This window comes from Belliella marina, assembly GCF_042682445.1.
Classification (GTDB): Bacteria; Bacteroidota; Bacteroidia; order Cytophagales; family Cyclobacteriaceae; genus Belliella; species Belliella marina.
In genome coordinates, this window is the sequence record NZ_JBHUHR010000043.1 from 67,056 (window position 1) to 90,785 (window position 23,730).

Consider the following 23,730-nt stretch of genomic DNA (forward strand, 5'->3'; position numbering starts at 1 on the left):
TCAGGCAGGTCCGTTCGGGGTTTATACCCCTTTTCCTCTCTCGATTCTCACTTGTATCTTGTTTATGTCATGTTTCTTGAATCTTATGTCTTGCATCTCATATCTAGCGTCTCCTACACACTCTACAATTTAAAAACCTCTTCAAGAGGAACGGATACTGGAGAATTGTCTTCATGGGTATCCATGATGTCCGCCATGAAAGCCCACCATTTTTGGACGATAGCTTCATTTCCCAAATCCTGTGAACCACTTTCACCAGCGACCTCTTGTATGGCAAAAAGCATGGAGGTCTCCCTGTCCAAGAAGATGCTATAGTTCAATACGCCAGAATCCTTGAGTAGACTTCTCAGTTCAGGCCAGATTTCATCATGTCTTTTTTGGTATTCAGCCTCAGAACCGGGCTTAATTTTCATTCGGAAAGCGATTTGTTTTATCATGGCTCAATGTTGGATCTTGGATAATATCAAAATAGAAATATAAGGTTCGAGTATAGGTGCCGTCCATAGTGTTCATTTCTCCCTGTGGACCATAGACGGCGGCATTGGAGGTGATTCCCAAGGCCAATTTACTGCCAAGTGCAGGAATACCATCCAAAAACGAAATATCCCCTTTCGGCAATTCAGGATGGCTGCTTGGACCTGAGACACCATAGAAATCAAAAAGACGGACATTTAAGCCTTCTTTTTCTGAGACTACATAGAATTTTCCTTGGGCAGTATTGATTTCCATCCATGAGATATCTCCAAAATATCCCTTGAACTCTGGGTAGTCCCATGGCGTACTTCCGGTATGTGTGTCGTTGTAGAGATTTTGGTGGACATCTATCGTTCCTTGGTTTCTGTTTTTCCAGATTCTATAGGGACCTTTTCCAAGCCATTTGGCACTGATGACATTCGATTCTGGATAATCAAAACTGATTCCGGGGTAAGCATATTCCCCTTCTGGAAGATTATAGGTATAATTGAGTTCAACCCAGCCGCTTGGGTGGATTGTCCATTTGGCTTCTTTCAGGTGTCCATCGTATTTGATGATAAGTGATCTGGATCCTCCATCTTCTATTTTCTCAATATTGCTTACTCTCTGCGCACCGTATGTGAAGATGGGACCATTTCCAAAACTTAGATCCATTCCGCTTGGTTTTTGGATTCTGGAAAGTGTGCCATTTGCATTGTCAAAAGTCAGTGTAAATCCACCTGCTGACAACACGCTCAGACTGTCACTGACCGTAAGGTCTGATGCATTGTTTTCATTTTTTGAGCTGTTGATAACTTCGAAAAAGTCCTTCAATGCATTGATTTTCCAAGACCAAGTGTAGATTTCGTTGCCATGGGGATCTATGGCTTTCAGGTAGATGCCTTCCGCTTCACTGTGCAACTTGAGATCAGGGATTTTGATCTTTCCCTTTTCCCCTGGCTTAACATTTGGACTTTCTACCTCAGATTGACCGATGACTACATGGCCTGAAATCGGATCTCCAGGTTTTCTATATTTGACCCATGCTATTTCAAAGTTAACCTCAGATAAATTAGTGAAATGAAACCTATTTTCCACTTCAATTTCCCCATTGAAATCCTCGGGAAGCTTGTCCAGAAATATTTTTACCGGACTGAAAATCTCCCGTGCGGCATAGAAGCTCCCTTCTTTTTGCCTATGGGGACCAAGCAAGCCATCTGGAGCATTGACCCTATTGACATCTATCTTATTCCCAATGTCTGTCCTGACCAAACCTTCATCTGCAAACACCCAAAGATAGCCACCTCCTGACATCTTGGAAGCCCACATCAATTCCCAAAAATCGTGAAGACCAGCTGCTCCGCCACCATCATCTTGTGCATGGAGAAATTCCGTTGGCATATAGATCAGGGTAGAATCTGCAAATTTTTTCAATAGACTTGCATAATTTTCATAGTGATCGGTGTCTATGCCATTGAAATCATTGCCAGGTCTGTGATGGGCATGAACCACGGGTCTCTTTGATGGATCATAAAGATCAAAATCACCATCCAAGGCTTTGTTGGTTCCCCCTTCGTTGCCATTGCTCCAGAAGATGATCGAAGGATGGTTGACATCTCTTCGGACCATTTCCCTCACCAATATTTTACCTGATTCTGTATCATAGGCGTTTTGCCAACCTCCAAGCTCATCCATCACATAGAGACCAAGAGAATCACACAAATGTAAAAATGACTTGTCTGGCGGATAATGGGCGGTTCTTACTGAGTTCATGTTCATCTCCTTCATGAGCAAGATGTCCATCAAGTCCAGGGAAGCATTGAGAGATCTGCCTGTTTCAGGCCAGAAGGCATGCCTGTTGATCCCTTTCATTTTAACTTTTACTCCATTCACATAGATTCCATCTCCCTCTATGATCTTGATGGTTCGGAAGCCAATGCGTTCTTCGACTTCATGGAGGGTTTTGTTTCCTTTGCCTTTTAGCGAGAGCTTAAGTTGATAGAGATTGGGGAATTCCGAATTCCAAGCCTTGATATTTTCTACCTTGTTTTTTATAACCAGCTCTCCTGATGAGTTAGCTTTGGTTTTCCATTCTTTGATGGTTTTTCCGTTCAGTTCGGAAACTGTTGCGATGATTTCGTGATTCTCTGTTACATTTTCAAGCTCCAAGTGGACTTCCAGATTGCCATCTGCTTCTGCGACTACTGCATGGTGGGCTATATGTTGCTGGGGTTTTGCATTGATGTAGACTGGTCTGAAAATCCCTCCAAAAATCCAATAATCAGCATAGCGCTCTGCACGGTTGACAGAATTGTTGGAAGACATTTTACTCACTTTGACTTCTATCAGGTTTTCTTTTTCCAAGTTGATGAAGTCGGTGATATCATACGTAAACCTATAGAATGAACCTTGGTGGGCAGGCCCTATGGATTGGCCATTGATTTTCACTTCTGTGTCGGTCATCGAGCCCTCGAAGACTAGTTCAAGGGATTTCCCCTTGAAATTTTGTGGGATGGTAAAAGTTCTTTTGTAGAATCCAGTTTCATCGGCAAATTCATGAGAGCGGCCATAAGTCACATAGTCCCTACCGTAGTTGTACGCACCAAAACCCTGTTGCTCCCAATGGGATGGCACTTCAATGGTGCTCCAAAAGCCACTATTTCTCCCGGAGGAGCAGAAAAATTCCCACGTTTCTGTGTTTTCATTGTCTGTGCCACTGAGAAAAAATTGCTCTGTGTGCTGCCCCTGGCTTGTAGTGATTGTGGATAGGAATAGGAAAGATGCGATCAATAATTTCAGTGTATTTCTATAAGACATGGTATTTGGATTGACATGAAACGACTAATAAAAGCCATTTTATCATAATAAGTATCCTGTACTTTCGGACTGAGGCTGAGAAAAATTCAGCCTCCAGTCAGGAGCTATAGGTACCCAGGACAGGTATTTCAGGGCATCTCAGGTCTTGTCACGTCCTGAAAATAGTTGACACTTTTTTTCATAGATAAATTAAAAGATTCAATCCTGTCTGACGTCTTCGGGGTTGGTCTTAAATCTTTATATTGTTCTCTATCTTCCCGGGTTGAAACCCGGGGCTACTCAAAGTTTAACCCCTATCGGGGTTCTCAAGTCTTGAATCTGAATTTTGAACTCCGAATAATGAATCAAGAAATCGCTAAGTACTTGATTGTAATCCAGCATCTACTATCCTCAGCGCATCTCTGCAAGATTTCTCCCTGTCTCTTGTCTCTCGCTTCTTTTTTCTTTCACACAGGCAACTCAAAAAAATTGCCTAACTACAACACCGCCTTCTTCAGTTTTTCCAATTCAGTCATACTGATCTTGAAAACCGTTCCATGTCTTGTGCCTTTTGGGAAATTCACCTGATCCGAGATATCTGTCCAATTGACCAAGTCATTGGAGGTCACAGCCCCCATCTTTTTTTCTATGTATTTATCAAAATATACAATCCATTGCCCACCAACTTTTGCGACTGTAGGTCCCTCCGCCCAATAATCTCCTGTAATTGGCTCGGAGGCTGGACCATATTCACCTGTCAGTGATTTGCTTTTGGTGATTCTGATATTCTTTTGGGCAGGTTCACGGGTTTCGTCTTTTACAAACATGATATACTCTCCATTTTCCTTGATAATCGTGCCGTCTATGACATTGAATCCCGGTTCGTAAAGCAATGCTGTAGGTGTGAAATCGATAAAGTCCTTGGTGGTGGTATAGTATTTTCTATGGTTGTAGCCACTCTCTTCTTTCGATTGTGTTTCCAGAAATTTTTCCTCGATGGTCGTAGACCAGAATATCATATAGTACTCTCCCTCTTCATTATAATATATTTCAGGAGCCCAAGTATTTCTAGCCCCTGTTTCATGCGCCATGACAGGAATGGTCTTTTGCTTGCTCCAGTGGATCAGGTCGGGAGAGGAAGCATATCCAAGCCCCTTTTCGTTCCAGCTTACGGTCCAAACCATATGATACAAGCCATCTCCTCCCTTGATGATGCAGGGATCGCGCATCAGCTTGTCATCCCCTGCGGTAGGCGTGAGAAAGGATTTTCCATCTTGCAGGGATTCCCAGTGCAACCCATCCATGCTATAGGATAAGTGAAGGCCGTCTTCCCCATTTCCTGTAAAATATGAAAATACATATACATCAGGTTCGACTGAAGCGCAATTGAAGCTTGTAAGTGTGATGATCGAAATTAAAGTGAAAAGGGCAATGGTCTTCATAGGTTTAAGGTTGTTTGAGACCATAAGGTTAAAGCAATCTTTTCTATTCCACAAGGAAAATTACATTTACGTAAACCCAAGCAGGACACAGCAGTGAGGTTGTGAAGTTCTTGAAGATCAATTTTATCGTTCGGGTAAGTACAGGATAGGAAATTAAAAACAGAGCGTTAATTTTCGATATAATTAACAGCTACATCCCATTCAATGAGAGCATTGATAGGGGGGAAATATAAACCGATAACCTTTCAACATGAAATACAGAGTATTTTCAAAATCTGCTTTTACAGCGATTCTCGTAGTTTTTTTCTCGTCAGTGCAGGTTTTTGCACAGCAGTCTAATGAGGACTCCGATATAGCGGTCGTTCGGAAGGTGGCTGATTTTATTCTTTCCGAAAACAAATTGGGATTTGTTGATGAAGCTGGAAAACACTTTGCTTCATACAAAGATATTCCTAAAGAAAGGGAGGTAACCTTTGCCTCCAAATATGGAGAGTGGCATTATACCAATGGTGTAATCAACCTAGCCATGATGCATTTGGCTTCCCATACTGGAGAATCAAAATATTATGATTTTGCAAAGAGCCATGTAGCCCATGGTTTTGAGAACTATCAGTTTTTCCAAAACAGGTTCAAAAATGACAGGCCACACCACAAGTATCCTTTGGGACAGCTTTGGACGATGTTGGAGTTGGATGATTTTGGGGCGATTTCGGCCAGCATGTTGGAGTTGATGGAAAAAGATGACAATGCCGACTACAAGCAATACATCGAGAATGGTGCAAAGCGCCTGACTTATGGGCAAGAGAGGTTGTTTGACAAAACATTGGTAAGGACTTTTCCACAGGAAATGACACTTTGGGCAGATGATTTGTACATGAGTGTTCCTTTTTTGTCAAGATTGGCTGTTTACACTGGAGAAAACAAATACTTCGATGATGCAATCAATCAAGTCTTGAATTTTGACAAATACCTTTGGAATCCACATAATGGCCTGTACTTCCATTGTTATTATACAGATAGCGAACAAAATGGTGTAGCACATTGGGGAAGAAGCAATGGTTGGCTGGTGCTATCACAGATACACTTGTTGGAAAGACTGCCAGAAGGCTACCCTGGAAAAGAAAAAGTGATCAAAAATCTTCAAAAACAATTGATAGGCTTGTCTAGACACCAAGACCAAGATGGTCTTTGGAGACAACTGCTGGACAAGAACGATTCCTATCAAGAGACTTCCGCATCGGCGATGTTTGTGCAGGGATTTGCAAAAGCGATTACCGAAGGCTGGATAGATAAGCGCTATGCTTCTGTAGCATTGAAGGGCTGGGATGGATTGAAAAAAATAATGATTACAGAAGATGGCCAGGTGAAGGATATTTGTGTGGGAACAGGAATCAGCGATGATCTCCGGTTTTATTACACAAGACCGGCCAGGCCAAATGAAAAGCACGGTGTCGGATCGGTTATCGATGCAGGAATAGAAGTGATAAAATTGAAAACATTTCTAAAGCAATAATAGAAGTTTAATGTTTTAATATATAGGGTTAATTAGTTTGGAAAACCATGCCTCTTTGCGGTGTGGTTTTTTTTTGTTTCATCCCAATTTTTTATCCTGTTTGGATCCATATAAAATGTGCTTTAAAAATCAAGTGAAACACAGAGGATTGGCGTCCAAAAAACATGTAAGCAATCGGCTGTAATGATGTAGAAAGGGTGGATAATCAGGCATGTTTTTCTTGATAAACAGGATACTACAGGTTGCTGAAATAAAATTTTGTTTATAACATTAAAATTGGAATATAAGATTGAAATCATGCAAAATTGTGCAATTTATTGCGCAAAGTTGCATTTTTGATTGGTCATGCTTCTGTCTAAAATCAATTATTATTAAACCCGAAAATTATGGAAAAATTAAAATTTTACCACTATTGGCGAAGACTCGTCTGTTTTTATGATCAATTGAAGTTAGGGGCAATAGCTCTGCTATTGTCCTTTTTTGTTGCACAAAACTTGTCTGCTTCTGTGTCTGATGCAGAGCTATCACCCAAAGACTATCAAGAAAAGACCGTTTATGGGAAGGTAATATCAAGTGAAGACAACATGGGTTTGCCTGGAGTAACCGTATTGGAGAAGGGCACCACCAATGGAACCGTTACCGATGTAGATGGAGGATTTAGGCTTTCTGTTGAATCTGATGCTTCTGTTTTGGTTTTCTCATCGATAGGCTTCAATAATCAGGAAATAGCTGTGGGGAACAGAACTGAATTCAACATTACTTTGGAAGTTAACATCGAGCAACTTTCAGAGGTAGTTGTGGTGGGCTATGGCTCGCAAGGTAGGGCGGAAATCACCTCGGCTATCGGTAGTGTCAAAGGGGATGCTATAGCCCAAAGAGGTACAGTGAATCCGCTCCAGGGTATACAGGGTCAAGTAGCTGGTGTTGATATATCAGCATCGTCTGGCCGTGCAGGTACCGGATTCAACATACAGATTCGTGGCCAAAACTCACTTGCTGGTGGAGGACCTCTCTATGTAGTGGATGGTGTGTTGGTTGGAGGGATAGATTTCCTAAACCCAAACGACATTGAATCAATCGATATCCTGAAAGATGCTGCTTCTACGGCAGTGTTTGGTTCTAGGGGATCGAATGGTGTGGTAATGGTAACTACCAAAGGTGGATCTGGTGTCAAGGGAAGTACTTCCATTTCCTATGAAGGATATGTGGGTATAAGACAGAATGCCCGTATGCCGGACTTCATGGGAGGTGACGATTGGTGGGAATACAGGCAAAATGCCTTTATCACTCCTGAAATGTTGGCAGGAAGGGAATTTGACAATACTATTGGTGGACTTGCTGTGAGTCCTACCCTTGCCAGGAGAGTAGCCAACAGGGAATACACAGATTGGCATAGTATCCTTCTTCAGACAGGAATCCAAACCAACCATTGGTTGAATGTATCCGGTACAGGGAACAATGGGATGAATTATGTAATTGGGGCAGGTTACCAAAATGAAAAGGGAAATATCTCCAGAGAGTCTTATGACAGGTTTAACTTCAAAGCCAGTGTTGACCATAAAATCAATGAAAATTGGTCTGCGGGTATGGCTTTCAATATTTCTATGGTGGAAAGGGAATTGGGTAGTGACTTAGCGGTGACCAATGCCTACAGAATGTCTCCTTTGGTATCACCATATGATGATGAAGGCAATTTGGTGTTCCGCCCGGGTCAGTTTGATGCCCTAGGTTTTACTAGCTCTGTCAACCCTCTTATCGACAATGAAAATGTTGATAATAATATGAGGAGGACTTTTGGGATTGGTAACTTATACCTACAGTATTCTCCGATTAGCTGGCTGCGTGTCAGATCAACTTTTGCTCCAAGAATCAAGCATGAGCGGACAGGTAGATATTTTGGCTCACTTACAGAAGCCAGAGGGGAGCAGTTGCCTTCCGCCAGAATGAATAGAGATGAATCCTTCTCCTACAACTGGGACAACCAGATTACTGCTACAAAATCTTTTGGCGACCATCATTTTACACTTACAGGACTCCACAGTGTGTGGTTTGAGAGGAATGAGTTTGGCAACATCGAAGCCAACAACCTTCCGTTCAATTCTTCCTTTTACAATCTTGGATCTGGTCCAAGAGACCAACTGGTTGTAGGAAGTGGTTTTAGCCAATTGGCCATCATCTCTTATATGGCTAGGTTGAATTACAACTATAAGGACAAGTTCCTATTTACCGCTGTTACCAGGACAGATGGATCTTCCAAACTTGCACCGGGTTACCAATGGGCAAATTTCCCATCGGCATCTATTGGGTACAGGCTATCTGAAGAAGCATTTATGAAGGACATTTCGTTCTTGGACGACTTAAAAGCACGTCTTAGTTTTGGTTTTTCGGGAAACAACAACAATATCTCACCTTATGGCACCCAGGCCAATCTAAGTTCTCCATGGCAATATGACTTCGGAGGACAGTTGGGGCTGGGTTATGTCCCAAATAGGATTACCAACGAATTGTTGACTTGGGAAAAAAGTAGGGAAGTCAATGCCGGTTTGGATTATACCCTATTCCAAGGGCGTGTCACAGGTACGATCGATGTATACAACAAACTGTCTGATGGACTATTGATGAGTAGGGCTTTGCCAAGAGAATCAGGTTGGGGCTCAATCACAGCCAATATTGGCTCGGTAAGAAACAAAGGAGTGGAACTTGGTCTGACCACCGTCAATGTCTCCACCAGGGATTTGGTATGGACGACCACTTTCAATTTTGCCAGAAACAGAAATGCAATTGAAGAACTGATCAATGGCAAAGAAGATATGATAGGGAATGCATGGTTTATCGGACAGCCGGTGAATGTGAATTATACCTTTATTTTTGATGGGATTTGGCAAGAATCTGAGCGTGAGCAGGCCTTGAGCTATGGGCAATTGCCGGGCCAAGCTAGGGTTGTAGATCTCAATGATGATGGTGTGATCAATGGGGATGACAGAGCAATCATTGGCAATCCCGTTCCATCATGGACAGGTGGATTCTCTACAAACTTGACTTACAAAAACTTTGATTTCAATATGTCTCTATTTTCCAGACAGGGAGTTCAGGTGAGAAGTCCATTCCATTCTGAGTTTCTTAATTGGGATGATAGGGGTCGATCCAAGCTGAATGTGGATTACTATATGCCTGAAAATGGCGTGACACCGGCAAGATCCTCAAATACCTATCCACAACCAAGAAACGGAGGCCCTCACTGGGGTGCTGTTAGAGATTATGTGGATGCCTCATTTGTGAAAATCCAAAATATTTCTTTGGGATATACCGTACCAAAGGAATTTTTGGAAAGATATAGAATCCAATCTTTGAGACTCTATACCAATGTAACCAATCCATTTGTTTGGACACCGTATGAAGGCTTTGATCCAGAATGGGCGAGTGCCGGACTTGGATCCAGTGGTAACAGCTTTATAACTTATCAGTTTGGCTTGAATGTGAAATTCTAATTATTGAGAGCGATGAAAAAAATATCCATAAAATATATAGTTTTATTTGCGACAATGGTCTTTGCTTCCTGCCATGGACTATTGGATGAGGAGAACAAATCGAACGTAGTGGCAGATGAGTTCTTCACTACAGAAGAAGGTTTTGAAAGTTTGGTAAATGCAGTTTACAGCAATTTGAGACCTGTACATAGAGATCCGTGGGTATATAATGCCGGCACTGATATGTACGTCGAGGGTAGAAATGCCCAGCCAGAAGGAATCAGTGAATATAGAAACCTTACTCCTTTCACCGGCGAGGTAAATACCTTTTATACCAATGTATATCGTGCTATCCAACATTCCAATACAGCACTTTATTATGGTGAATTGGTACCCGAATTCTCTAGTCTCAACACGCGGGTTGGGGAAGTGAAATTTCTCCGCGCATACTACTATTTCCTCCTTGTCCAGCAATTTGGAGGGGTGGCTATCGTAACTGATAGAATCAATTCTCCACAGACAGAATTCACCAGAAATTCCGAGGAGGAAGTCTATGCATTTATTATTGGTGAAATGAACGAGGCGCTAGCACTGGTGCCTGAAGTGGCAGCTGAATTTGGCAGGGTAAGCAAGAGGGCTGTAAGGCACTTTCTGGCGAAAGTCCACCTTACCCGTGGTTACTTGGATATAGCTGCAAGCAATGATTTCGAGTTGGCAAGTAGCCTTGCAGATGCAGCGATTGCAGGGCAGGGTTTGACACTTAGCTTCGAGGACTTATTCTGGCCAGGAAATGAAGAGAATGCCGAGATTTTGTTCAGTATCCAGTATGATCTGGCCTCTATGCCGAACCTTACCAATAGTGGCAATATCCAGAATTATTTCTTTGGGCCATACATGGGTGGCCAGGGTGCTGCGGAAGGTTATCCAAATAGATCCTATACACTCTGTCCTACCATGTACACTTTTGACCTTTTCACCGAACATGATGCCAGGTTCAATACCACCTTTATGATAGAGTACTACAACAGGTATTATGACTATTATGATAGAAAGGATGAGCGGGACGAGTTGAAGGTGAAATATTATTATACCCCGAAATGGGATTTGGCAGATACTACAGCATGGAGACAGGCTGATCCTGCCAACCGGGCCGACACCAAAATCATTCCTTATTCCAATGTTTGGGAAGCATCCAGGTCTACTCCACTGGACAATGCAACTCCGGCTGTCAGGAAATTTGATGATCCGAATGCGGTGTTTTCTGGAGCCGGTAGCAGTAGCAGGGACATGTTTTTGGCTAGATTGGGCGAAACATACCTGATTGCAGCCGAGGCTTATTTTCAAAGGGGAGATCTGGCCACTGCGGCTGATCGCATCAATACGGTAAGAGCAAGGGCCGCAAAAACAGGCAGCCAAGCCCAAATGCAGATTTCTGCAGCAGATGTGAATATAGATTTTATTCTCGACGAGAGGGGAAGGGAACTCTTGGGAGAATACCACAGATGGACTGACCTCAAGAGGACGGGCCAATTGATCGAAAGGACTCGCCTTTACAACAGGGATATCAAGCAAAAATGGTTTGACAATGGTGTCAATCCATTTGAAGGAATCGGTGGAGGATTGAAAATTCTCAGACCTATCCCACAAGCAGCCCTGGATCTAAATGATTCTGAATATCCCCAAAATCCGGGTTATTGATTTTCATTGACATAAGCATCAAGCCACTCCTGTAATTCAGGGGTGGCTTTTCTTTCATAACAAGATACTACAGGAAGGTTTTTGCCCAATAAAAAATTAAATTCGATTGATACCCTGAATAACCATTATGATTTTAAGACTGCTGAGTAGAATTATTTTTGTTTGGACAACACCGCTTACTTCATCCCAAAAAATGAAGTTGGCCAAGTCTAATTCCATAATCCATTTGCCGTTAAGAACATTGTTTTGGATATTTTTGCCAAGTTTATTGATTTTCAGTAGCCTTGAAAATGCACAAATTGTTGCCCAACAAAACGCAGGTAGAACCCTCAGGTATTTTCCAGACCAGAAGGACTTTGTGATAAAGAATGGCAATAGGCGATTTAATAGAGCCTTGTATGGTTATCCATCTGATTACAGGGTGGAAGCAGGGGATTTGCCGGAATTTGCTTTTTATCTGCCCGGAATGGGTGGTAATCTGAGCCTAGCTTTGATTGGTCCAGATGGGGAAAAGTGGCTGATTCGAGCTTCGGACATAGAAGCAAGGTACAGGCCTGGCAAAATGCTGTATACCATTCAGGATCCTATGTTGGGTGATGGAAGGATTTTTCTGGAAATGATTCCGCTCAGAGAGGTGGAAGGGGCTGTTCTCAAAATTGAATTTGAGAGGATGCCGGAAGAAGTTGATCTTTTGGTATTTATGGGAGGTGTCTCCGGCAAGAAATTCAGCAGGTCTGGGGACTTGGGTGCTGATCCCGAATCAGTATTTTATTTGCATCCCGAAAACTGTACTGGCAATACGGTCAACATTGCCGAAAACCAGCATTTTAGTATAGCATATGGTTCTCCGAATGCCCAAAAAGAAGTTTTAGGCACTTTTTCCGAAGGAATTGCTTTGAAAGTAATAGACGCTGGGACTTTGGAGTCACCGGTTGACATGTGGGAATCTTTACCGAAAAATAAGCCATTGTTGGCAGGTAGGGTTTCGGATACCTCTACTCCGGTGTATTTGGGGATTTATCAACCGGGTTTTTCCGAGATCGAGCCGAATAGTCTTCCCAGGCTTTTTTTGAATGCGGAAGTCCAAAGAAAAGATTTGACAAACAGGATAAAAGTCAATACACCAGATCCATTTATAAATACAATTGATGGCGCTTTGGCGGTAGCAGGTAATGCCATTTTTGACGAGAAAGTTTCTGCCTTCGTACATGGTGCCGTTGCTTGGCGGATGCCATTGCCCGGCTGGAGAGGCGCTTATGTGGCAGATGGATTGGGTTGGCATGATAGGGCTAGAAGGCACTTTGATGGATACTTGGCTTCCCAGTACCTGGAGCCGGATGGCAGCCGCAATGATCCCGACCCTGAAAAGAACTTGGGAAGGCAAATCGAAAAAACTGGATATTCGATCTACAACAGTGGCTACCTCAGCAGAAGGCCGGGACCACCTTCTCCACCACATCATTATGATATGAATCAGGTCTTTTTTGACCAATTGATCAGGCATTTTGACTGGACGGGGGATTTGGATTATTTGGAAAAAGTATGGCCAAATATTGTCCGTCATCTGGATTGGGAAAAGAGGAATTTTGATCCAGATGGAGATGGACTCTACAATGCCTTTGCGAGTATCTGGGCTTCGGATGCCCTGCAATACAACGGCGGTGGAGTCGCACATGCATCGGCTTACAATTATTATGCGTTCAAAAATGCTGCTCGCTTGGGTCTCTTGATAGGGAAAGAGGTAGGCCATTTGCAAGAAGAGGCTGCTAAGATCAAGCAAGCCATGGAAAGGGAGCTTTGGCAAAATGACAAGGGAGTATATGCCGAGTACAAGGATTTGTTGGGTGGAAAAAGAATCCACCCTCAAGCAGGGATATGGTCTGTATATCATGTACTCGATTCGGAAGTCCCAGACCCGATTCAATCCTTTTTGATGACCCAATATGTAGATCTGGAGATTCCACATATCCCCATTGGATTTCAGGAAAATAATGTGGATTACCAAGTGGTAGCGACAACAAACTGGATGCCTTATACTTGGTCTGTGAACAATGTTGCCCTGGCTGAAACGCTTCACACGGCTTTGGCTTATTGGCAGGCAAATAACAAGGAAGGTGCTTACCAGCTGTGGAAAAGTGCCTTGCTCGAAAGTATGTACATGGGTGGAAGTCCGGGCAATTTTCAGCAGTTATCCACATTGGATGCCATGCGGGGAGAGTTGTACAGGGATTTTGCAGATCCTATCGGAATGGCTTCCAGGTCATTGATCGAAGGGCTTTTTGGAATAAATCCCGATCTGACCAATTCTAAAATACATGTGCAGCCGGGCTTTCCTGTGGATTGGGAGTTTGCACATTTGGAAATTCCTGATTTTACATTCGATTTCCAAAAGACTGGAAATGTCGATCAATACACCTTCTCCTCCAATTTTTCGAAAGCAGTAAACATCAAACTCCTTGTTCAGGCAAAAAGCGAACTATTAAAGGCTCTTGATTCAAATGGAACTGCTTTGGGGTTTAGTCCTGTGGATGGAGTGGTAGGTTATCCACAATATGAAGTGGATGTGCCTTTGGATGAAGAAAGTACGATCAGCCTGACTTGGTCAGGAGAAGATATCCCAACAGAGAAAAGTGAAATCCGAGCCGTAGCCGGAAAGCCACTTATCCACAATATTGATGGCGTCGAATTGCTGGAGGTGAATGATCCACAGCAAATCCTTGGTTCTTCTAAACTTGAAGGAAACACCCTTCAAGCAAATACACTAGACAAGGAAGGAAATTTCACGATTTTCCTCAAGCTCAAAAAAGGCAAACTGGAATGGTGGCATCCGATTGCGTTAGAGCTGGTGGCACCCATTACAGTTCATGTGTCAGAAATTCAACAAAAAAACAGAATTCATTTTGGTGTGGAAACCAATATTGGGGATCTCTCAGCACTCACATTGAAGATCAATGGAAAACAGGAAGAAGCTTTTTCATTAGAAGAAGGATATGAATTGATTTTTGATTTGGGATTGGAGGAATATTATCTTTATCCCGGTACGAATAAGCTTGAGATACTTGCTGGGAATGAGTTGCTGTATACAGCTGAAATCATCAATTGGGATATACAGGTTCAAGAGCTTGGAGAACCAATCGCCCTTTCCACGCACTTCAATGACGCAGTCACACAGATTTTTGAAAATGAATATTTGAGTCCAAGATCGCCTTATCCCACCTTGCAGATTCCAAAGCAGGGTCTGGGTGATTGGGCTTCATTTGGTGCATATATGAAGATTGATGACCAGGGCGTTAGGGATCTGGCCAGTCAAAATAATGGAGTTATCCACATGCCATTTGGACTGGGTTTTGCGCTCAATCCTGATGAAAAAAGCAACATCGCCTTTACTTCTTTTTGGGATAATTATCCTGATTCCCTCTCCATTCCTATCAGTGGGAAAGCCTCCCACGCCTACTTCTTGATGGCAGGGACTACCAACCACATGCAAAGCCGAATTGACAATGGCTACCTAGAGGTGGTTTACCAAGATGGGTCGATTGAGAAGTTGGCAATCCACAATCCGGAAAATTGGTGGCCGATAGAGCAAGACTATTATTTGGATGGGCTGGCATTTGATACAAACCGCCCAAGGCCATATCGGGTGCATTTGGCGACAGGAAAAATCTCCAACCTTCCGCATGATAAGTATACAAATATTGGACATTTTACAAAATACGCAATAGAAGGGGGAGCTGCCACAGTCTTGGACTTGCCTTTGGATGCAACTAAAGAACTAAAGGAAATCCGTCTAAAAACAGTCTCAGTGGATGTGGTCATTGGACTGATGGCGGTTACATTGGTGAATTAATAATTACTTACGCCACGACTGGTCGGTGATGGAGCGTACAAGAGTTGTCAGTCAATAAGTTATTAGTGTATCAGTTGGGGGTATATTATATGATTTTGCTTGGCAACTGGCAAAGTTTCTCCAACAACGGATTTTCATTACTGTTGACAGTCTACCGTTGACACTCGTGCGCCGTGGCGTAGTTGACGATTATCCGCAACATGATGGTTTGCCTACTTCATTACTGGCAAAGTAGCGGATAATCATATACATTTTAATTAAAATGAAAATATAAAACTATGAAAAAAATAAATCTATTCTCGACACTATGCCTGGCAACAGTGATGCTGGCATGTAATCCTGCCGAAGAAGAGTCCTTGCCACAGATTGTTTTGAAAAACAGCAGTTCAATTCCGCTGAAGGATAAAGGAGTAGAAATCAACATGCAGGATTTGGAAATAGTCGAAGGGAAATTTCCAAAGATTACTGATGCCGAAGGAAATGCAATTGCCTACCAAATGGATGATACCAATGGAGACGGACAGCGGGATCAGTTGTTTTTGTTGGTGGATTTCAGTGCCGACGAAGAGAAAAGCCTCACCTTGGAATGGGTAGATGAAGCAGCTGATTTTGATAAACGTACAGCCGTGAGGTTTGGTAAAAGGGATGCGATAGATCAGCCTGTTACGCCAAGACAAGGGGATGTATTGCTTGCAGATGAACTTCCAAGAAGCATAGGGTACCAGCCATATCAGACAGATGGTCCTTCTTGGGAAAATGACAAGGTAGGTTTCAGGCATTATTTTGACGGAAGAAATTCTAAGGATTTGTTTGGAAAAAAGACAGCTGCTATCAGTCCAAAAGATGTAGGGGTCAATGAAAAAGGGGAAGTTGAAGACAATTACCACACCATGGAAGATTGGGGCAGGGATATTTTGGCTGTTGGCAATTCTGTTGGACTTGGAGGCTTCACCTTGCTCAAAGAAAATCAGCCTGCAAGACTTGGTGTTTTGGTAGAAGATGCTGTCAACAATATCGAGAAATCCACTTTTAAGATTCTATCCGAAGGGCCTGTGCGTTCTATCATGCATTTTGAGTACAACAACTGGGATGCGTTTGATAGGAAATATCCAAAAGTAGAAGAGAAGGTAAGCATCGTCCCTGGTATGTATGGCTTCAAAAACGAAGTGAAATTCCATGGACTGCAAGGAGACGAGCACATTGCAATTGGTCTTGTAAATATCCACAATGACAAAGGAATCAAGCAAATAGATGATTTCCAAGATTGGGTAGTCTTGATGACGCATGATGCGCAAGGCTATGACAAAGAATGGATCATAGGAATGGCATTGGTTCTTCCCAAAGCACAATTTCTGGAGATGATTGAGGCGCCCAAAGAAGGGAATGTAACCAATTCCTACTTGGCAAAAATGAAAACTGCCAACAATGAGCCGATAGAGTACTATGCCATTGCCGCTTGGGAATTGAGCGAAGATGGATTCAAGGATGCAGCCTACTTTGAGCAACACCTTCGGGATTTGGTAGTCCATTTGGAAGCTAAAATCGAAGTAACTTTAAAGTAATCAACTATGCGAAATTGTTCTAATCTTACTGCTATTTTCAAAGCAACAATTATTTCCGGTTTGACTTTTTGTATGCTGAGTTTGACTTCGTGCGATCAAAAGTCTGAGGAAAAAACAGTAGAAAAAATCGACAGGAAAGCACTGGTGGATCGACATGATGTGATTTTGGATGCACCTGACACCTTGGCTTCCCTGACTGTTGGCAATGGTGAATTTGCATTCACGGTTGATGTCAGTGGTTTGCAGACTTTTTATAAAGAATATGAAAATGGCGTTTCCTTAGGCACCCAAACACAATGGGCATGGCATGCTTTTCCCAACCCTGGAGACTATGACTGGAATGAAATATTGAGAAATGATACTTCTGCCACAGGTCAGGTGATTTCATTTCCCGTGCAGCACAAAGAAGGTAGAAAAAAGGAAGTAACTGATTATTTCAGAACCAGTCCGCATAGATTGCATTTGGGCATCATCGGATTGGAATTGCTCAAGAAAAATGGGGAAGTTGCCAAGCTTGAAGATTTGAAAAATATCAATCAACGCTTGGGCCTTTGGAAGGGCGAGATTGTTTCCACTTATGAACTGGAAGGCAGCCCCATTTCAGTGACTTTGTATGCACATCAAGAGCAGGATGGCGTTGCTTTCAAAATCGAATCCCCATTGGTAAAAGCAGGACGATTGAAAGTCAAAATGAATTTTCCTTATGGTTCGGGCTGTCATGTTTGCCCTGGTTATGACTGGGAAAAACAGGATCGGCATTCTACCGAATTGAAAGAGTTATCCACACAGGAAGTTTTGTTCGAGAGAAAGCTCGATAGTGCTGCATACTTTACCCAAGTGGCTTGGTCAGGTGATGGTTCTTGGGATTCTCCAGAAAAGCATAAGTATTATTTCACTCCTGATCCAAGTTCGGAGACATTGGAATTTTCTTCATTTTTCACAAAAAAAGAAACAAAAACCAATACCCCGAGCTTCTCTGCTACTGCCGAAAGTTCCAAGAAAGGTTATGAACAATTCTGGAATTCAGGTGGCGCAATCGACTTTTCTGGAAGTACGGACGAGCGGGCACATGAACTGGAAAGGCGTGTGGTGTTGTCCCAATACCTGACCAAAGTAAACTGTACAGGTTCGCTTCCTCCACAGGAGACTGGCTTGACGATGAACTCTTGGTATGGAAAATTCCACATCGAGATGCATTGGTGGCATGGGGCGCATTTTCCATTATGGGGAAGACCTGAGTTGTTGGAGAAGAGCTTGCCATGGTACTTTGATGTATTGGACAAGGCAAAGGCTACCGCAAAGCGTCAGGGTTTTGAAGGGGCAAGGTGGCAGAAAATGACAGATCCTTATGGTGATGAAAGTCCTTCTTCGGTTGCTGCGTATTTGATTTGGCAACAGCCGCATATTCTCTATTTTGTGGAGCAGCTTTATGCCCAAGATAGCAGTGTGGCTTTGTTGGAAAAGTATAAGGAATTGGTTTACGAAACAGCGGATTTCATGGCTTCTTTTGCCCAAAAAAGCGAAGAAACTGGGAAGTATCATTTGATCGCCCCTTTGATTCCTGCACAAGAATTATTCCCTGCCAATGCCACGGATGACCCTCCTTTTGAGTTGGCTTATTGGCATTTTGGTTTGACGGTAGCATTGGATTGGCAAAAGCGATTGAATGAATCTCCAAACCCAAAATGGCAGGAAGTATTGGACAATATTGCACCATTGCCGATCAAGGATGGGCTTTATCTGCCAAGTTCTACCCATCCAAATGCTTACATCGATGAATTTTACTTGCATGATCATCCGGTAGTATTGGGTGCTTATGGCATGCTGCCCAAGACAGATATGATTGACCCAGAGATCATGCGGAATACTTTGGAGAAAATCCTTGAAATCTGGCAATGGGATACTACTTGGGGTTGGGATTATCCCATGATGGCGATGAATGCTGCGAGGTTGGATATGCCTGAGACAGCATTGGATGCTATATTTTTGGGTAAGCAAAAAAACATTTATTTACCCAATGGACACAATTATCAGGATAAAAGACTCAGGATCTACCTTCCAGGAAATGGTGGTTTGCTGACAGCGGTAGCTATGATGGCTGCTGGATGGGAAGGAGCACCTGATAGACCTAATCCAGGCTTCCCAGACAATGGCAAATGGCAGGTCAAGTGGGAAGGACTTAAACCTATGAAATGATGAAGAAAGGATTTTTATCAGCATTTATTTTGGGTATGCTTTTGGTCGGAGCTGTACAAGCACAGACCATCAGTGATAAACTCAGTTGGTCTGAGCGGACCGCTTTGTCAGTGATGAGGCAAAATCCAGAACCTTGGATGATCGAGTTTATGGAAAAGCCAGTCTGGAGTTATCCACAAGGTCTGATGCTCACAGCTTTCGAAAAACTCGCCCAAAAAACAGGCAAAACCCAATACAATGACTATGTCATGGAGTACCTCGATGGGATGATTTCAGAAGGTGGAGTAATCAAAACCTATCAGCAAGAAACTTTCAACATTGACATGATCAATTCCGGAAAGTTGCTTTTCAAAGCCTATGAAAACACAGGAGAGGATCGGTACTTGATCGCTTTGAAGACACTTAGGAATCAATTGAGATGGCAGCCGAAAACTACGGATGGCGGATTTTGGCACAAGCTCCGATATCCATGGCAAATGTGGCTCGATGGGGCATATATGGGCACTCCATTTTTGATCCGATATGGAGTTGAGTTTGAAGAACCAGAAGCTATAGATCAGGGGATTTTGCAATTGGTTTTGTTGGAAAAGCATCTTAGGGATGAAAAGACGGGCTTATTGTACCATGGATATGACGAAAGCAGATTGCAGCAATGGTCTGATCCAGATACAGGAAAATCCCCCGAGTTTTGGGGGAGGGCAATGGGTTGGTACGCCATGGCATTGGTTGACGCTTTGGATTACATTCCAGAATCACATTCCGGAAGGGCTGAAGTTCAGGGTATTTTGGGACGATTGGCTAAGGCAATTTTGCCCTATCAAAATTCCGAAACTGGACTTTGGTACCAAGTGGTGGATAAAGGAGAAGAAGCTGGGAATTTTGAGGAAGCTTCGGTCAGCGCCATGTTTGCTTATGCCTTGGCAAAAGGGGCAAACAGTGGACATTTGGATATTTCTTACAGAAAAGTAGCTGAAAATTGCCTAGAAGGAATGCTCGAAAATATGGTGGAGGTAACTGATGATGGGGAAATCCATTTGCATCAAGTCTGTGCTGTAGCTGGTTTGGGCGGAAATCCATATCGGGATGGTACTTACGATTATTATATCAATGAAAAAATCAAAACCAATGACCCGAAAGGCGTTGGGCCATTTATCATGGCATGTATAGCATTAGAAAAATAAACCTTGAAAACATGAAATCGTCATCCCAAAAGTTTTCGAGATCATGTAACCTTTGAAAAACAATTTTAAACATATGAAAAATCACTGGATTTGCTTATTTATCGTATTTGGTCTGCTTCAGACATCCTGTCAGCAGCCGAAAGAAGAAAAGGAATTTGATCCTTGGGACGGTCTCCAATCTGTTTTGGATCAGATCGTCGCACCCGAATTTGAAGATCGGGAGTTTTTAATTGGTGATTTTGGAGCGAAAGAGGGTGGAGAGTTCTTGAATACAGAGGCTATCAAAAATGCCATCAAGGCTTGTAACGAAGCTGGTGGAGGGAAAGTGATTGTTCCAAAAGGCACTTATTTGACAGGGGCAGTCCACTTATTGTCCAATGTCAATCTTCATTTGGAGGAAGGTGCAACTTTGCTTTTCAGCGACAATCCTGAAGATTATTTGCCTTTGGTACATAGCCGTTGGGAAGGGATGGAGCTGATGAATTACTCCCCATTTATCTATGCCAATGGACAAGAGAATATCGGGCTGACTGGAAAGGGAGTGCTTGACGGAAATTCACGCATCGAGAATTGGTGGTACTGGTGTGGGGCAAGGCACTATGGTTGGGAAGAAGGAAAGGGTACGCAAACACCCGCACGCAAACTCCTTCACCAAATGGTAGCAGACAGAGTTCCTTTGGATGAAAGGATCTTTGGCGAGGGACATTTCCTGCGACCACAGTTTGTACAGTTCTATGAGTGTAAAAATATCCTGATCCAAGACATCACTTTGCTGAACTCTCCCATGTGGAACATCCACCCAATTTTGAGCGAAAATATCACCGTAGAGCGTGTTCGTGTTGAGACTTTGGGACCAAATAACGATGGCTGTAATCCGGAAGCGTGTAAGAATGTGCTGATCAAAGACTGTTACTTCGATACCGGTGATGACTGTATCGCAATCAAATCAGGGAGAAATGAGGACGGGAGAGACCCTGGTGTACCATCTGAAAATATTGTCATCGAAGGTTGTACCATGAAAGAAGGCCATGGAGGAGTGGTGATAGGAAGCGAAATATCAGGTGGGGCAAAAAATATCTTTGCGCAAAACTTGGTCATGAGCAGTCCTAACCTTGACAGGGTTTTGAGAATCAAAACCAGTTCCAAAAGAGGGGGGACAGTGGAAAATGTCTATATGCGTAATGTCAAAGTCGGTACTTACAAAGAAGCCGCAGTGCGTTTCAATATGTTCTATGAAGAGGCCGGAGACCATGTTCCTACGATCAGGAATATTTATGTGGATAACTTGGAAGTAGAAGATGGAGGAAAGTATGCCGTCATGATCAATGCTTACGAATCCTCCCCTGTGGAGAATTTCGTCATGACCAATACCACTATCAACGGAGTAGATCAACATTTCAAAACCAATCATTTCAAAGATGTGACATTCAAGAATGTCAAAATCAATGGTGAAACTTCAGAAGGACTGGTCAAAACTGAGGAAGAGTAAAAGTGAGAATTTGCTGCTAGCTAGAAATAAAAGTCAAGGTTTTCTGCCAACCTTGGTCTGTGTCACCACAGACTAACCTAACACCCTTGATCTGTATCCCCACAGACCAATCTCGAATCGTAGTTTGTGTCCTCACAGACCAATCCAAGAGTATTCTCACAGGCCAAACACCCATAAAAAACCAGATATAATGAAAAACTATCAAATTTTAAATTCAATAACGTTTCTATTGATGTTACTTGCATTACCAGAGATGGCTAATGCACAAATAGGAACAAGATTTCCTTCCGAGAAAAGGACAATCAAAGATCCTCTGACAGGTGTTGACTTGATTTTTTTGACGAGTACTCCGGCTGGTGATTCGAAAATCTACCCAACCCATCCGCAGTGGACAGCGGATGGGAATTGGTTGGTTTTCAGATCAAATAGGGTGAAAGGTGAAGCATTGGCAGTGAATGAAAATTCCGGGGAAATCGTCCAAGTCACAGAGGGAGGTTATGATGGAATGCTCACTTTGTCACACAAAGAAATGCGACTATTCTACATGAGAAAACTGGAAGCAGGAGATATGGAAGTGGTTTCTGTTGATTTGGGAAAGTTGTTTGCAGACAGTGAATCAAAAAGCTTAAAGAAAAAATCCAGCTATGAAACCATTCATGGTGTAGTACCAAAGTCCATGGGAAATGGTGGAGATATGGCATTGGATGCGGATGAAAAGAGCGTTTATTTCAAAATCAACAAAGAAGAGGCTACGAAACACATTGACAAAGGTGTGGAGATAGAGCCGAGTTTCGGACCAAGGAACATGGGAGCTGGTCCTGGAGGAATAGCGAGCATGGACTTGAAATCAGGGAAGATTTCTCAAGTAATAGCCGTTCCTTTTCAAGTAGGCCATGTACAGACCAATCCTTGGGTAGGGGGCGAGATCGTTTTTTGTTGGGAAACTGGAGGAAAATCTCCTCAACGGACTTGGACGGTGATGAAAGATGGTTCGGGTTTGAGACCATTGTATCCTGAGTCCGAATATGAGTGGGTGACACATGAAGCTGTGATCAGCAAAGATGAAGTTGCCATGGCGATCATGGGACATAGAGATATTGAATTTGAAGCAAAGGATGCTAAAGAATCTTCTACAGCCAACCCCGGTCAAGAAGCATCATGGGGTCCTTCTGGAACGAGAGAGAAACCAACAGGTCTTGCAATCGTCAATCTCAGAACGCGAGAGATGCGGATCGAAGGTCAGACACAAAGCGGAAGTGGGCTATGGCATGTCCATGGATCGCCAGATGGCAAATGGGCTGTAGGGGATGACTTTTCCAGAACCCTCTACTTGATCAATAGGGAAACAAAAGAAATGAAAGTACTCTCTACAGGACACAAAACCACAGCTGCAGACCACCCCCATCCCACTTTCAACCCACAGGGTACGAAAATCCAGATCCAATCTGCCATGCTCTCTGAAGATGATAGAAGTATGAATATCTGTGTCATTCCTGTGCCAGAGAATTGGTAGTTCTTAGAAAAGTGCGATTCGAGAAACTAGTGATAAGAGACATGAGATTTGAGACACAAGACATGAGACGTGAGACAAAGATCCAAGACAAAATTGAAAATAATCAAGACACAAAGTTCTATTTAGAAAACACAAGCCCGAAGAGCCTGTCTCGAGAATCGGGAGCTTTAACATTTCAGTAGCCCTAGGTGAAACCGTGGGATGAAAAGATAAGTAAAGCATCCCACGACCCTGAAATGGTCGAACAAAGATGCTTGTTTAATGAAGTTTGGAGGTTAGACGTGAGATGTGAGACACAAGTCAGAGACGTGAGAATATGCCCTGAAAGGGCAACTGATACTAACATTGGGTTGAAACCCAATGCAATGGTAAATATTTGAGTCACCGTTGCCCTGACGGGGCAATTGAATAGTCATCGGAAATAAAGAAAAATCAATAAAAAAAGTGTCAACTATTTTCAGGACTTGACAATGTCCTGAGGAGCCTTTCCCTCCCCCGATAAGAATATCAGGGCCATTGGTACGGGAGGTTTAACTTCACTAGTTAAAAGAAAAAAGAGTCGCTTTTTTCTAT

12 protein-coding genes are annotated in these 23,730 nt (G+C 42.9%); 9 read left to right on the forward strand and 3 right to left on the reverse strand.

The annotated features are described in order from the left end of the window. Positions 1–122: 122 nt before the first annotated feature. The 3 genes from rhaM to ACFSKL_RS16750 all read right to left on the reverse strand — a co-directional run bounded on the left by rhaM (position 123) and on the right by ACFSKL_RS16750 (position 4,691). On the reverse strand, positions 123–437 hold the full coding sequence (gene rhaM / locus ACFSKL_RS16740; RefSeq protein ID WP_376887492.1) for an L-rhamnose mutarotase: 315 nt from the start codon (positions 435–437) through the stop codon (positions 123–125). Beyond that, the gene (locus ACFSKL_RS16745) at positions 403–3,270 is read right to left on the reverse strand and encodes a glycoside hydrolase family 2 TIM barrel-domain containing protein (protein WP_376887494.1); all 2,868 of its coding nucleotides are present in this window, start codon (positions 3,268–3,270) and stop codon (positions 403–405) included. Before ACFSKL_RS16745 ends, rhaM begins: the two co-directional genes overlap by 35 nt. Before the next feature lie 476 nt (positions 3,271–3,746). Continuing rightward, entirely contained in the window at positions 3,747–4,691 is a 945-nt protein-coding gene (locus ACFSKL_RS16750; RefSeq protein WP_376887495.1) for a glycoside hydrolase family 43 protein, read from the reverse strand. A 250-nt stretch (positions 4,692–4,941) separates the two neighbouring features. Here ACFSKL_RS16750 and ACFSKL_RS16755 point away from each other — a divergent pair, with 250 nt between their 5' ends. From ACFSKL_RS16755 to ACFSKL_RS16795, 9 genes are all read left to right on the forward strand, one after another. After that, positions 4,942–6,204: a glycoside hydrolase family 88/105 protein gene (locus ACFSKL_RS16755; RefSeq protein ID WP_376887497.1), complete on the forward strand. Its 1,263-nt coding sequence runs from the start codon at positions 4,942–4,944 to the stop codon at positions 6,202–6,204. A gap of 386 nt (positions 6,205–6,590) precedes the next feature. Continuing rightward, positions 6,591–9,692, forward strand: coding sequence for a SusC/RagA family TonB-linked outer membrane protein (locus ACFSKL_RS16760; RefSeq protein ID WP_376887499.1), 3,102 nt, complete (start codon positions 6,591–6,593; stop codon positions 9,690–9,692). Positions 9,693–9,704: 12 nt separating this feature from the next. Then, the gene (locus tag ACFSKL_RS16765) at positions 9,705–11,369 is read left to right on the forward strand and encodes a RagB/SusD family nutrient uptake outer membrane protein (RefSeq protein ID WP_376887500.1); all 1,665 of its coding nucleotides are present in this window, start codon (positions 9,705–9,707) and stop codon (positions 11,367–11,369) included. A 127-nt stretch (positions 11,370–11,496) separates the two neighbouring features. Beyond that, on the forward strand, positions 11,497–15,216 hold the full coding sequence (locus ACFSKL_RS16770; RefSeq protein ID WP_376887502.1) for a DUF4450 domain-containing protein: 3,720 nt from the start codon (positions 11,497–11,499) through the stop codon (positions 15,214–15,216). Between the two features lie 278 nt (positions 15,217–15,494). Then, positions 15,495–16,778 carry a DUF4861 domain-containing protein gene (locus ACFSKL_RS16775; RefSeq protein WP_376887503.1) on the forward strand — a complete coding sequence of 428 codons (1,284 nt, stop codon included), beginning with the start codon at positions 15,495–15,497 and terminating at the stop codon, positions 16,776–16,778. 6 nt (positions 16,779–16,784) lie between these two features. Next, the gene (locus tag ACFSKL_RS16780; protein WP_376887504.1) at positions 16,785–18,974 is read left to right on the forward strand and encodes a hypothetical protein; all 2,190 of its coding nucleotides are present in this window, start codon (positions 16,785–16,787) and stop codon (positions 18,972–18,974) included. Next, entirely contained in the window at positions 18,971–20,155 is a 1,185-nt protein-coding gene (locus tag ACFSKL_RS16785) for a glycoside hydrolase family 88/105 protein (protein ID WP_376887506.1), read from the forward strand. The genes ACFSKL_RS16780 and ACFSKL_RS16785 overlap by 4 nt, the downstream gene beginning before the upstream one ends. A 73-nt stretch (positions 20,156–20,228) precedes the next feature. Beyond that, a complete protein-coding gene (locus ACFSKL_RS16790; protein ID WP_376887508.1) occupies positions 20,229–21,644 on the forward strand; it encodes a glycoside hydrolase family 28 protein in 1,416 nt (471 codons plus the stop codon). Between the two features lie 232 nt (positions 21,645–21,876). After that, entirely contained in the window at positions 21,877–23,157 is a 1,281-nt protein-coding gene (locus ACFSKL_RS16795; protein ID WP_376887510.1) for a TolB-like translocation protein, read from the forward strand. The last annotated feature ends 573 nt before the right edge of the window (positions 23,158–23,730 follow it).